At 72.8% G+C, this 12745-nt stretch carries 12 protein-coding genes; 3 read left to right on the top strand and 9 right to left on the bottom strand.

Features of this window, described 5'->3' with window-relative positions:
- Window positions 1-4 precede the first annotated feature (4 nt).
- The gene (locus tag AMYTH_RS0102875; protein ID WP_027929041.1) at window positions 5-2599 is read right to left on the bottom strand and encodes an ATP-binding protein; all 2595 of its coding nucleotides are present in this window, start codon (window positions 2597-2599) and stop codon (window positions 5-7) included.
- 209 nt (window positions 2600-2808) lie between these two features.
- On the opposite strand from AMYTH_RS0102875, the gene AMYTH_RS0102870 reads away from it, so the two are divergent.
- From AMYTH_RS0102870 to AMYTH_RS43550, 3 genes are read left to right on the top strand one after another with little or no spacing between them, the layout of a single operon-like run.
- Window positions 2809-3186 carry a nuclear transport factor 2 family protein gene (locus tag AMYTH_RS0102870; RefSeq protein WP_027929040.1) on the top strand — a complete coding sequence of 126 codons (378 nt, stop codon included), beginning with the start codon at window positions 2809-2811 and terminating at the stop codon, window positions 3184-3186.
- A gap of 10 nt (window positions 3187-3196) precedes the next feature.
- Complete coding sequence (locus AMYTH_RS43555) at window positions 3197-3769, top strand: 3,4-dihydroxy-2-butanone-4-phosphate synthase (RefSeq protein WP_051362480.1); 573 nt, start codon at window positions 3197-3199, stop codon at window positions 3767-3769.
- The gene (locus AMYTH_RS43550; RefSeq protein ID WP_027929039.1) at window positions 3766-4245 is read left to right on the top strand and encodes a flavin reductase family protein; all 480 of its coding nucleotides are present in this window, start codon (window positions 3766-3768) and stop codon (window positions 4243-4245) included. The genes AMYTH_RS43555 and AMYTH_RS43550 overlap by 4 nt, the downstream gene beginning before the upstream one ends.
- A gap of 559 nt (window positions 4246-4804) precedes the next feature.
- On the opposite strand, the gene AMYTH_RS43545 is transcribed toward AMYTH_RS43550, so the two are convergent.
- The 8 genes from AMYTH_RS43545 to AMYTH_RS0102820 are packed head-to-tail and all read right to left on the bottom strand — an operon-like array spanning window position 4805 to window position 12734.
- A complete protein-coding gene (locus AMYTH_RS43545) occupies window positions 4805-5473 on the bottom strand; it encodes a tyrosine-protein phosphatase (protein WP_051362479.1) in 669 nt (222 codons plus the stop codon).
- Window positions 5470-6609 (bottom strand): thiolase family protein, encoded by a 1140-nt coding sequence (locus tag AMYTH_RS0102850; protein ID WP_027929038.1) that lies wholly within the window; start codon window positions 6607-6609, stop codon window positions 5470-5472. The genes AMYTH_RS43545 and AMYTH_RS0102850 overlap by 4 nt, the downstream gene beginning before the upstream one ends.
- Window positions 6606-7019, bottom strand: coding sequence for a Zn-ribbon domain-containing OB-fold protein (locus tag AMYTH_RS0102845; protein WP_027929037.1), 414 nt, complete (start codon window positions 7017-7019; stop codon window positions 6606-6608). The genes AMYTH_RS0102850 and AMYTH_RS0102845 overlap by 4 nt, the downstream gene beginning before the upstream one ends.
- Entirely contained in the window at window positions 7019-8515 is a 1497-nt protein-coding gene (locus AMYTH_RS0102840) for a carboxyl transferase (protein WP_027929036.1), read from the bottom strand. The genes AMYTH_RS0102845 and AMYTH_RS0102840 overlap by 1 nt, the downstream gene beginning before the upstream one ends.
- Entirely contained in the window at window positions 8512-9885 is a 1374-nt protein-coding gene (locus tag AMYTH_RS43540) for an acetyl-CoA carboxylase biotin carboxylase subunit (RefSeq protein ID WP_037322178.1), read from the bottom strand. The genes AMYTH_RS0102840 and AMYTH_RS43540 overlap by 4 nt, the downstream gene beginning before the upstream one ends.
- Window positions 9878-10402: an acetyl-CoA carboxylase biotin carboxyl carrier protein gene (gene accB / locus AMYTH_RS0102830; RefSeq protein WP_027929035.1), complete on the bottom strand. Its 525-nt coding sequence runs from the start codon at window positions 10400-10402 to the stop codon at window positions 9878-9880. The genes AMYTH_RS43540 and accB overlap by 8 nt, the downstream gene beginning before the upstream one ends.
- Entirely contained in the window at window positions 10399-12129 is a 1731-nt protein-coding gene (locus AMYTH_RS0102825) for a pyruvate, phosphate dikinase (protein WP_027929034.1), read from the bottom strand. Before AMYTH_RS0102825 ends, accB begins: the two co-directional genes overlap by 4 nt.
- Window positions 12126-12734, bottom strand: coding sequence for a hypothetical protein (locus AMYTH_RS0102820; protein WP_027929033.1), 609 nt, complete (start codon window positions 12732-12734; stop codon window positions 12126-12128). Before AMYTH_RS0102820 ends, AMYTH_RS0102825 begins: the two co-directional genes overlap by 4 nt.
- Window positions 12735-12745: the final 11 nt, after the last annotated feature.

Genomic DNA, 12745 nt, shown 5'->3' with positions numbered 1-12745 from the left:
GCCCCTACGACACCCCGGCCTTCGCCTGCCACTGGGCAACCTGGGCTCGGCGGGTCAGGCCGAGTTTGTCGAGGATGTGCTCGACGTGCCCCTCGACCGTGCGGTGGGAAATGACGAGCTTCTGAGCGATCTCCCGGTTGGTCAGCCCCTCGGCGACGAGAGCGGCGACCTCGGCCTCGCGGCGGGACAGTGCCGGCTTGCCCGGCGCCTCGCGCGCGGTGCCGCGGGTCTCGCCCAGTGCGAAGGCGATGACCTGGTCACGGCCCATCCGCTGGCCCCGGCGGAACGCGGCCTGATAGGCGGTGTCCCCGAGTGCCCGTTGCGCGCGGTGCTCGAAGCGGGTGCGCTGCTCGAGCCAGTGCGGTGAGCCGTAGAGCTGCATGCCCACCGAGTTCCACAAGGTCTCGGCCGCACCGAGCAGGACGGCGGCGCGCTCGGGCTCCTCGCGTCCGGCCTCGGTCCACGCCAGCAGCTCCGTGGTCAGAGACAGCCCGATGGTGTCGTCGAACGGCTCCTTCATCCGCAGGCTCTCCACGGCGTGCCGGGCGGCCTGGTCGTGGTCGCCGCACATGAGCGCGGTCAGGCCGAGCCCGTACACCGCGTAAGACAGCATCCACCGTTCGCCGTGCGCCTCGCACTCGGGCCGCAGCTGCTCGAAGTGCCGCAGCGCCTCTCGGGTGTCCCCGGCGAAGATGTAGAGCAGTCCGAGGTGCACGCGCAACGAACCGATCAGGTCCAGCGGCGCCCCGGTGCCCTGGTAGCGATCGAGCGCCTCCAGCAGGATCGCCTCGGACGCCTCGAACTCGCCGCCGAAGAAGGCCACCAGCCCCTGTTCGTGCCGGTTGTAGGCCTGCCCGAACACGTCGCCCACCGCCTCGGCGGCGGCGAACCCCTCGTCGAGGGCGCGGCGGGCCGCTTCGCGGTCGCCCTGCAGCGCCGCGACCAGGCCGAGTGTCGCCAGTGCGCGGGCCCGGTCGGCGGAGGGCTCTGGGTCCACGGCGAGGGCCCGTTCCAGCCAGTACCGGTGCTCGGCGAACGAGAAGCCCGCCGCCCACAGGAACCACGGCGCCCCGATGAGCTGCGTGGCGCCGCCCCGGTCCAGGCCCGTCTCGAACGCCGCCCGCAGGTTCGTGTGCTCCAGGCGCAGGTCGACGCACCACTGCTGCTGCCGCGGCCCGAACCACTCGGTGGTGACGTCGGCGATCATGCGCGCGTAGTAGGCGTGGTGGCGCTCGCGCAGCTCCGCGGCCGCCGCCGCGTCCAATTTCGCCTGCCCGTACTCGCGCAGGGTCTCCAGCATGCGGAACCGCACCTGGCCATGGTGTTCTTCCCGCAACAGCAAAGACTTGCTGACCAGACCGTCGATGCCATCCACGATGTCGTCGGCCTCGAGGCGGGCGTCCCCGCACACCTCCTCGGCCGCGGCCAGGGTGAAGCTACCGGCGAAGACCGAGGTGCGGGTCCACAACCGCCGTTCGACGGTGTCGCACAGCTCGAAACTCCAGTCCACCGTGGCCTGCAGGCTGCGGTGCCGTTCGGGCGCGGCGCGGTTCCCACCGGTCAGCAGACGCAGGCGGTGCCCGAGACGGTCCGCCAGTTCGCTGACCGACAGCACCCGCAGGCGGGCGCAGGCGAGCTCGATCGCGAGCGGCAGGCCGTCGAGCTGCGCGCACACCCGCCGGACGAGGGCGGTGTTGCCCTCGTCCACTGTGAAGCCCGGCAGGATGTCGCGGGCGCGGGCGGCGAACAACGTCACCGCGCTGTCGTCGTGCCTGATCTCGTCGTGGCCGGGCACCGGGAATGGCATGACCGGCACGACGTGCTCGCCGGGGATTGCCAGTGCCTCCCGGCTGGTGGCGATGATCCGCAGCTCGCGTGCGGCGTGCAGCAGCACGCTGGCCAGGTCGGCGCAGGCCTCCAGGAGATGCTCACAGTTGTCGAGGACGAGCAGCAGTTGTTTGTTGCGCAGGTGGTCGGCGAGCAGGTGCTGGGGCGGCTGACCCGCCGCGCGGTCGCGGATGCCCAGCGCGTCGACCACGGTCTGCGGCAGGAGCGCGGGGTCCCGCAGCGCGCCGAGCTCGACCCAGCGCACCCCGTCGGCGAACGCGCGACGGACCTTGCCGGCCGCCTGGATCGCCAGGCGCGTCTTGCCGACCCCGCCCGCGCCCATGAGTGTCACGAGCCGGGACCCGCCGAGGGCCTGCCGGATGGCCGCCAGCTCGTCCTCCCGGCCGACGAACTCGGTCAGCTGCGCGGGCAGCTCCGTCCCGGTGGCCGCGGGACCGGGCTCGGTGGCCGCCCCGGTTTCGGCCCGCAGCGCGCGCACCCGGTCCTTGAGCACGGTCATCGACCGCTGCCAGCCGATCCGTTCCGCGATCGCGGCGACGGTGATGGCGGGGTCCGCGGCGAGCAGCGCGCGGATCTGGGGTTCGCTGGCATCGGCGACCGAGGCGCGGCCACGGACCGGGCCCGGTGGTTCGTCGAGGGTCAGCGCGCGGCGCACGGTGTTGCGGGAGATGCCGCGGTGCCGCGCGATCGCCTTGATCGGCATGCCGTCGGCGTGCAATTGGCGGATCTCCCGCCAGTCCTGCGGGTTCATCGGGTGCCTCCTCGTCGAGGCTCGGGTGGGGGTCAACTATGGGGCCCGGTGAACTACGTGTCAAGGACGGCGGCGGTTGACCCCCCGATGGGGAATCGGCGCAGCTCGGCGCGACGGGTGGCGGATCACGGGTCATCCCGGTCCCGCGGGCGGCCGCGGGCGGGCAGTGTCACCGGCGGAAACCGACGACGGTGTCGAAAGGAGTCACGATGACCAGTCAGGAACCGGTGGAGGTCGCCGAGCGCTTCGTCGAGGCGTACAACTCGGGCGATCGCGACCGGCTGCTCGCCCTGTGCGCGGAGGACATCCGGGTGGTGCACCACAACCGGGGCGTCGACCTCAGCGACAAGAACGCGTTCGGCGACATCGTCAAGGGCTTCGAGGCCGCGTTCCCGGACAAGCATTTCGAGAACCGCCGGGCCCGCCACACCGACGGCGACTCGGTGATCATCGAACACACCTGGGTGGGGACCGCGCAGGCCGACGTGCCCGGGTTCGCCACCGCGGGTGAGGTCGCCCGGATCGACCTGTGCAGCCGCTACACGGTGCGCGACGGCCTGGTCGTCGAGTACCACGACTACGGCTGAGGGGCGAGCCATGGGCGCCCGGGTGACCACCGCGCTGGCGGCCGGACGGCCAGTGGTGGTGCTCGACGAACACGGCACCGCGGAGCTGGTGGTCGCGGCTCAGGCGGTGACCACCAGCACGATGGCGTTCCTGATCCGCCACGGATCCGGGTTCGTGCGGGTGGCGATCACCGGTCAGGCGTGCGACCGGCTGGCGCTGCCACCGGTGACGGCACTCGGCCCGCACCGGTGTGCCCAGGCCGTGGCCGTGGACGCCGCCGAGGGGGTGAGCACCGGGATCTCGGCGGCCGACCGCTGCCGGGCCGCCCGCCTGCTCGCCGCTCCGGCAACCGTGCCCGACGACTTCCAGCGGCCGGGGCACACCGTGCCGCTGCGGGCGTGGGCCGGTGGCAACCCGGGCGTCGTCGAGGCCTCGGTAGAGCTGGCCCTGGAGGCGGGCCTGTCCGCCGCGGCTGTCCTGTGCGGATTGGTTTCCGAACGGGATCCGCGCCGGATGGCGGGCCCCGGGGAGGCGGCGCTGTTCGCGCGGCGGCACCGGCTGGAGATCACCGGTGTCGCGGAGAACTGGAGGAGGGCCGGATGAATTTCGACAGCGCCACCTACCGCGCCACCCTGAGCCGGTTCACCACCGGGGTGGTCGTGGTGACCGCGGCCGGCGGGGCCGGGATGGTGGTCAGCTCGTTCACCTCGGTGTCGCTCGCGCCGCCGCTGGTGTTGTTCTGCGCGGGCAACACGTCCACGACGTGGCCGCGCATCCACGCGGCGGGACGGTTCTGCGCGAACGTCCTGGCGGCCGGGCAGGAGGACATCGCCCGGCGATTCAGCGGCCCCGGCGACCGGTTCGCCGGGGTGCCGCACCGGCCGGGCGTGCTCGGCAGCCCGGTGCTCGACGGGGTGCACGCGCACCTGGAGTGCGAGATCACCGACGAGCACCCGGCCGGCGACCACACCATCGTCGTGGGCCGGGTGGTCGCGCTGGCCACCGGCGACGGCACCGCGCCGTTGGTGTTCCACCATAGCCGCTTCCACAACGGCGCCGCCCTTACCGCTTCGGTCTGAGCGCAACGAGCAACGGCCGGGTCCCTCGCAGGGGCCCGGCCGTTCGCCGTGCCTCGCATCTTGACGATCGCGCCCGCATCGATCGGGAGGGCGACGTTGGCAACCACGATGTCCAGCCGTCCCAGTCGCTTCGCACCGTCGGCGACGGCCGCCTGCAGCCCGGCCAGGTCGCGCACGTCGGCCTCGTGCGCCACCCCCCTTGCGGCCGGCCTTCTCGATGTGCTTGGCGGTCTCGGCGGGATCCGCCGGGGTGGCGCCCTGGTACTCGACCGTGGGCGCCGGGCCGCAGATGTCCACGATGATCAGGTCGGCGCCTTGTTCTGCGAGCCGGATGGCGTACGGCCTCCCCTGGCCGCGGGCGACGCCGGTGACCAGAGCGACCTTTCCGTCAAGACTTCCCATTGTTCGGACTCCCGTCGACGTTGGCGGACTTGCTCCGAGCCTGCCCGCCGCGGCGGTCGGGCGGGACCGGGTGACCACGTAGTCCCGCCCGGGTGGTGCCCGCGAGCACCTCGCGCAGCTTGGTGATGTCGCCATCGGGTGACCCCGTGCTCGCGCATCAGCGCCAGCGACCCGCCGTGCCGGGCATCGACCTGGCCCAGGAACCGGAGCACGACCTCGGGCGGCGCGGTCCAGCCCTCGGGTGTGTAGATCGCCACGGCCGCACGTAGGAGGCCACGTTCCGCAACCGGTCCATCCCGGCCGCCACGTCCTCCGGATCGCGTGCGTAGTCCGCCGCGATGTCCTCGCGGCGATCCCCCACCGCGTCCAGGGCGAGTGCCACCGCGACGCCCGTGGAGTCCTTGCCGACCGTGCAGTGCACGAGCGCAGGCAGCACACCCGGCTCCAGCAGCCGCGGCACGAGGGACACGACCGTGGCGGCGTCTTCCTCCAGGTTCCCGAGGTAGCGGGTGACGAGGGGGGCGTCGCGGTCCATCGGCGCCACCGTGGCCTCCTCGGCAACCACACCGATCCGGAAGGACGCCGGGATGTGGCGAACACCCAGCTCGTCGAGCGGGCCCCGCCCCTCCCGGGCGATCTCCTGCCGCAGCCGCAGGTCCACCGTGGAGCGGGTCCCGGTGTCGGACACCGGGGCCCGCGCGGTGTCCGCGTCGAAGAACTGCGGCGTGCCGCTGCGGAACAGCACACCGTGCCGCACCCGGCCGCCGTCACTCAAACGCAGGCCACCGAGGTCGCGAAACCCCAGCAGCCCCGGATACAGGCTCACGTCTGCGGCGCGAGGATCGTGACGACGCAGGCGTTGCCGTCCATGCCCGCCGCTCCCCCGCCCATCGTCTCTACCAGGCCGACGCGGCGCCGCGCGACCTGGCGGGACCCGGCCTCGCCGCGCAGCTGCCAGGCGATCTCGGCCAGCTGCGCCATGCCGGTCGCGCCCAGGGGGTGTCCGCGCGACAGCAGACCACCGCTGGGGTTGACCGGCTGGGCGCCGTCACGAGCGGTGTGTCCCGAGGGAGCCAGGTCCGCGCCCTCGCCTCGCGGCGCGATCCCGACTGCTTCCAGGGTGATGATCTCGCCGATGGTGAACGCGTCGTGCACCTCGAGCAGGTCGATCTCGGCGGGGGTGCGGCCGGCCTGCGCGAACGCCGCCTCGGCGGCCCGGGCGACGCTGGCGAAGCCCCACACGTCCGCGCTGCGGTGGTCCCACAGCGCGCCGGACACCATCGCCGAGGCCTCGATCCGCAGGTCGCGACGGTTACCGCGGTCGCCGCCGACGATCGCCGCCCCGGCGCCATCGCTGGTGGGGCAGCACTGCAGGAACGTCAGCGGCCGCGCGATCATCCGCGAGGCCAGCACCTCCGCCACCGTCGGCGCGGCCGAGCGCAGCTGGGCGCGCGGGTTGTCCAGCCCGTTGCGCTTGTTCTTCACCGCGACCGCCGCGAGCTGCTCCGGCGTCACCCCGAACTCGGCGACGTATCGCTGCGCCTGCAGCGCGTACAACCCGGGCAGCGGCAGCGACGACGCGCCCTCCGGGTCGGTCGCCTCCGGCACGATCGCCCCGGAGAACAGCGTCGACATCTGCTCGACGCCCAGCACCAGCACGCATCCGAACCGGCCGAGGCGAACCGCCTCCGCAGCCTCGTGGTAGGCGCTCGTCCCGCTGGCGCAGGCGTTCTCAACGGTCCACATCGGAACGCCGGGGATGCCAAGACCCCGCTGGACCCGGGTGGCCACGCCCGGCGGGCCGAACACAGAACCGACCACGATCGCGTCGATCTCCCCCGGCGACACACCCGCGTCCCGCACCGCTTCGGCCACGGCTTCCCAGGCGAGCGCTTCGACCCGGCGGTCCGGGAACCTGCCGTAGGCCGACGTGCCCACGCCCCACAGCATCGGCTCGGTCACGCCCGCACCTCCATGGCCGCGACCAGGTCACCGTCGTCGGTTCCGGTGATCCGCAGCCGCGCGCCGGGGCCGAGCACGGCCGGCTCGGCGAGGTGGACCAGCACGCGCGGGCCGTCGTCGAGGTCCACATAGGCCAGCCCGAACGGCGGTTTCCGGGTGCCGACCGGGATTTCCACGACCGTCGACGACCACACCGCACCCGTCACCGCGAACCGCTCCTCCGCCGCCGGAGCGTAGCAGACCGGGCACCACGGCAGCTCCCGCTGCGCCGACGGGTACCGGCATGCGGTACAGCGCGAGCCCAGCACCGCGTCCCCGGCGAGGACCGGGCGGGAGTCGGCGACCGGCAGGCCGCCGACCGCCGATCCGGCCCGGCGTTTGATGGGACGGTCCACGCCCAGCCCGGACATCAGTGGCCCCCTTCAAGGGTGAGCGCGAAGTCGCCCGCCTCGATGTGCAGGTAGGCGCCCACCGAGGTTTCCACCAGCTCGCGGATGAACCGCACCTGCTTGCTCGTCGGGGCGAAGTCGCGGTGGCGCTGCGGCGTGGCGCGCATGACGTCGATGTCGTTCTCCGGCACCAGCAATCGCAGGATCAGCTCGTCGTCGCTGACCTGGCCGAACCGCGCGCGCAGCTCGGCCAGGCTCGGCTGCGGCGGCTCCCAGCTGTCGTAGCTCTTCGCCTTCGGCGAAGTCATGATCTTGTCGAGCACGTCCTCGTCGATCGGCGCGACTGGATTGCCGTAGAAGCCGTGCGCGTAAATCAGCACCTCGTCCGGCACCACCGAGTAGCGCGAGCCGGTCACCACGTTGAGCACCGCCTGGGTGCCGACCAGCTGCGAGAACGGCGTGGCCATGACCGGATACCCGAGCTCCTCGCGCACCCGGGACATCTCGTCAAGCACCTCCTCGAAGCGCTCTTCCATGCCCCGGTCGCGCAGCTGCGCCTTGAACGTCCCCGCCATCCCGCCCGGCAGCTGGTGCCGGTACTGGAACAGCGAGTACTCGGCCGGCTGCCCCACCGGCAGGTCCTCGTACTCGGCCACGCGCAGCAGGTGCTCCTCGACGGGGCCGAACCGGGACTCGTCGAGGTCCACGTCGAACCCCGCGTACCGCAGGTTCGCGACGGTGTTCTCGGTCGAGGGCAGCGAAACCCCGGCGGCCAGCGGGCGGCTCACGGTGTGCACCCGGTCGGCCCCGGCGAGCAGCCCTTCCAGGTAGTTCAGCGGGGCGAGCGCGTTGTTGCTGTGGAAGTGGATCTCCACCGGCAGGTCCCCGGCCGCCTGCTTGATGGCCGCGACGAGCGTGCAGGTGCGCCCCGGCGTGAGCAGACCGGCCGCGTCCTCCAGCTCGATGCCGTCGGCGCCGAGGGCGACCAGCTCCCGCGTGCGGGCCGCGTAGTACTCGTCGGTGTGGTACGGGCTGTCGGCGAAGAGGATGCACGGTAGCGCCTGCGCGCCTTCGGCCTGCACGGTCTTGACCAGGCGACCGATCTTGTCGGTGTTGAACAGCCCGTCGTAGATCCAGAAGCTGCCGATGCCGTGCGCGCACAGGCGCTGCACCCACAGGTCCATCACGCTGTCCGCGGTCAGCCCGAAGGTGACGATGCCGTTGCTGCGGGTGCCCGCGCGCACGGTGGTCTCCGGCATGGCCCGCGACAGTGAGATCAGCTGCTCCCACGGGTCCTCTTTGCAATGCCGCACGAGGACCTCGAAGATCGAGCTGCCGACGAGGTCGATGGTGTGGAACCCGGTGCGGTCCAGTTCCGCGGCCATCGGCAGGCCCATGTCCTTGCGCAGCCGCATGCCCCACCAGCTCTGCGGTCCGTCGCGCAGCGTCTGGTCGACGATCTCGATCCGGCGGCGGCTGCCGTCGGGGTTGCGCGGGGCGCGGTCCAGGTAGCTCATGCGCTCTTCTCCAGGTAGTCGGGCAGGCCGCGCCTGCCGATCCAGTCGGTGGTGACGTCGCCGGCGCGGAAGTCGGGGTGGTCGAGGGTGGCCCGGGCGAACCCGGCGGTGGTGGGCACCCCGGACACCCGCAGCTCGCCGAGGGCGGCGACCATCCGGTCGGCGGCGGTGTCCCGGTCCGGGCCGTGGGCGATCACCTTGGCCAGCAGCGAGTCGTAGTACGGCGTCACCACGTAGCCGGGCTCGCAGTGGGTGTCGACCCGGATCCCCTCCCCCGCGGGCGGTGCCCAGGTCCGCACCGTGCCCGGGCTGGGGATGAACCCGCGCGCCGGGTCCTCGGTGGTCAGCCGCACCTCGATCGCGTGGCCGCCGAGCCGGATGTCGTCCTGGGCCAGCCGCAGCGGCTCGCCCGTCGCCGAGCGCAACTGCTCGGCGACGAGGTCCACGCCGGTCACCATCTCGGTGACCGGGTGCTCGACCTGGATGCGGGCGTTGAATTCGAGGAAGGCGTAGTCGCCGGTGTCGGCGTCGTAGATGAACTCGACCGTGCCAGCGCTGTCCAGCCCGAGGGCTTCGGCGAAGCGCACCCCGCTGCGCCGGATGTCCGCGCGCACGGTCTCGGGCAGGTTCGGTGCCGGGGACTCCTCCACCACCTTCTGGTGGCGCCGCTGCAGCGTGCCGTCGCGTTCGCCGAGGTGGATGACGGCGCCGTGCTTGTCGCCCAGCACCTGCACCTCGATGTGCCGGGCGCGGCGGATGAACCGTTCCACGTACAGCCGTCCGTCGCCGAAGGCCGACTGGGCCTCCGCCGCGGCCGAGGGCCAGCGGCGGCGCAGTTCGGTCTCGTCCTCCACGACCGACATCCCGCGCCCGCCGCCGCCGGACGCCGCTTTGACCAGCACCGGGTACCCGAGTTCGGCGGCGGCGCGCGTGGCGTCCCCGGCCGTGCCGAGCACCGGTGAGCCGGACAGGACGGGGATTCCGGCCGAGCGGGCCAGCTCGCGGGCACGGGCCTTGTCCCCCGCGCCCGCCACCGCTTCCGGCCGGGGACCGACGAAGGTGAGCCCCTCGGCGACGCACGCGGCGGCGAAGTCGGGGTTCTCCGACAGGAAGCCGTAGCCGGGGTGGACGGCGTCGCAGCCGGCGCCCAGCGCGGCGCTGAGCACCGACGGGATCGCGAGGTAGCTCGCAGTGGCCGGGGCCGGGCCGATGCACACGGCCCGATCGGCCATCCGGGCTGCGAGCCCGTCGCGGTCCACTGTGGACGTGATCACGACGGTCTCGATGCCGAGGTCGCGGCAGGTCCGGATCACGCGGACGGCGATCTCCCCGCGGTTGGCCACCAGCACCCGGCGGAGCGGCCTACTCATCGCCCGGCCTGATCAGGAACAGCACCTGGTCGAACTCGACGAGCTCGGCGTTCGCGGCGCACACCTGCACGATCTCCCCCGCCTGGGGCGCGACGACCGGGTTCATCAGCTTCATGACCTCGACGATCGCGAGCTGGTCGTTCGCCTGCACCTGCTGGCCGACCTGCACGAACGGCGGCTCGCCCGGGCTCGGCGACACCCAGAACGACCCGACCGCGGGCGACCGCACCTCGACGCACCCGGTGGTGTCGACGGCCGGCGATGAAGCCGGCGGTCGCGGAGCCACCGCGGCGGGGGCCGGCGGTGGTGCCGGGGCCGCCGGCTCGGCTACCATCGTGACCGCCTCGACATTGGCCGCGGCGGCCTGGCGCGGGGCAGCCGCCGCGGGCGGGCCGTCCTTGCCGACGGTGATCCGCATACGGTCCAGTTCCAGCGTCATCGCGGACCAGCCGGACTCCTGGAACGTGCGCAGGATCTCCCGCACCTCCCGCTGGGTTACCCGCTCGGGCTTAGTCATGACGTCCTCCTGTCGTGAGCGATGGCGGCGAGCAGGACCGGCAGCCGGTGCGGCGTGAGAATCACTTCGACGCCGGCGTCGAGAGCGGCCCGCACCCCATCCGGAGTGCAGAACACCGCCCCGCGCACGGTCTTCGTGCCGAGCGGGATGGCAGGCAGCTCCTCGCCGACGTCAGCCGCGTCGCCGTCGAAGACCGGCTCCACGGCACCGTCGGCCCGCGCCCGGACCGGCGAGGCGGCCTCCGCCCATTCGGTGAGCCGCTGCAGGTCGGCGTCCTCGCGCTCGTCGACCGCCGAGGTCGCCAGCTCGCCCGCGTAGACCCGGCCCGCGGTCGCGTCGACCGTCACGGTGCGGCCGGTCAGGGTGTCCACGGTGCCCGCGCCGCACCCGACCACGCACGGGGTGTCCAGCGCCCTGCTGACCACCGCGGCGTGCGAGGTCGCGCCGCCCTGCTCGGTGACCACGGCCGCGGCGGCGATCATGCCGTGCACGTCGTCCGGGCTGGTGGACTTGCGCACCAGCACGCAGCCGGGGTGGGCCTGCGCCGCCTCCGGCGTGTCCACCACGACGCCGGTGGCCACGCCCGGGCTCGCGCTGACCCCTTCGGCCAGCAGCTCCGCGCCCTCGGCGGCGCCGGGCGCGATCTCCGGTCGCAACAGGGTGCGGACCTGCTCCGCGGTCACCCTGGTCAGCGCTTCGGCCGGGTCGAGCACCCCCTCGTCGACCAGGTCGACCGCGATTCGCACCGCGGCGCGGGCCGTCCGCTTGGCCGGCCGGGACTGCAGCAGGAACAGCTCACCGCGTTGCACGGTGAACTCGATGTCCTGCGCGTCGCGACCCTCGCGGTCGAGGCAATCCGCGGCGGCGAGCAGCTCGGCGTGCACTCGCGGCCAGCGCTGTGCCAGGTGCGCCAGCGGTTTCGGCGTGACGCGGCCGGACACGACGTCCTCGCCCTGCCCGCGCGGCAGGTACTCGCCGTAGGGTTCGCGCGTGCCGTCGACGGGGTTGCGGGTGAACAGCACGCCGGTGCCGGAGTCGTCGTCGAGGTTGCCGAACACCATCGCCTGGATCGTGACCCCGGTACCGAGGTCCTCCGGGATGCCGTAGTGCTTGCGGTAGGCCATGGCCCGCCGAGACCGGCTGGAGCGGAACACGGCGGCCACCGCGGCCCGCAGCTGCTCCCACGGGTCGGCAGGCACGGCTTCACCGACATCCTCGGCGATCGCGGCGCGCACGGCGGCGGTGTCGGGCAGGTCCTCCAGGTCCTCGGTGCAGCCGAGCACCAGCCGCCCGTAGAACCCGGTGAAGCGGCGGTGCACCTCGGCGGCGAACTCCGGGTCGCCGGATTCGGCCGCCAGCGCTCCCTCGACCTTGTCGTTGCAGCCGAGGTCGAGGATGGTGTCCATCATCCCGGGCATGCTGATCGCCGCGCCGGAGCGGACCGAGACCAGCAGCGGGCGCTCGGTGCCGCCGAAGGTACGGCCCAGCTGGTCCTCGATGTGCCGGATGCCGGCGGTCAGCTCATCGGACAGGCCTTCGGGCAGGTCGTCGTCTTCGAAGTAGGCCGCGCACGCCTTGGTGGTGACGACGAACGCGGGTGGCACGCGCAGCCCGAGGGAACGCATCCGCCACAGGCTCCACGCCTTGCCGCCGACGAGTTCCCGGCTCGGCTCGGGCATGTCCGCCTCGGGGACGACCAGCCAGCGGAACCCCGTCGTGGCGGTCATTCCGGACGCTCCCGCCCGGTCAGGCGCAGGATGTGCTCGTGCATCTGGAACCACACCGTGTGCACCGAATCGACGCGCACCCCGCTGACGTAGTCGGTCTCGCCGCCCTCGGCACGAGTCAGCGCCGTGCCGATGCGGTCGAGGAACCGGTCCACGAGCGGGTCGGCGTCGGACAGCGGCCGCAAGACCTTCGCGGTCTTCTCCTGCACCCGGCCGAGCTTGTCGATGATCGTGGCGTCGTAGTCGGCGTCGCCGTGGTCGTTGGTGACGCGCGCGCCGTCGACCTCTATGGTCTGCCAGTCGGTGGTCAGCGCGAGGACCTGCTTGTTGACGCCGGTCTCGAACGCCTCCATCGCCGCAGCGACCTGCGGGTCGGCGCGCAGCCCTTCGAACGCGCGCGGGTAGATGCCGTCGAGGTGCTCGCGGCCCGCCGGGGTGATCAGGTAGCTGCCGCGCGCGGCCATCACCAAGCCGGCGGCGACCGCCTTCTCCAGGCCGGCTTCGACCTCGGCGACGTCCTGGCCGGTGATGTCGGCCAGCTGCTCGGCGGTGCCGAGCTGGCGCAGGGTCAGGGAGTGCACGGTGAGCTCGTAGGGGTCGAGCATCGGAAGTCCTT

The sequence above is a fragment of the Amycolatopsis thermoflava N1165 genome (assembly GCF_000473265.1).
Lineage (GTDB): Bacteria > Actinomycetota > Actinomycetes > Mycobacteriales > Pseudonocardiaceae > Amycolatopsis_E > Amycolatopsis_E thermoflava.
Note: the sequence above shows the minus strand (reverse complement) of the source record. Positions and strands in the feature narration are given on the sequence as shown.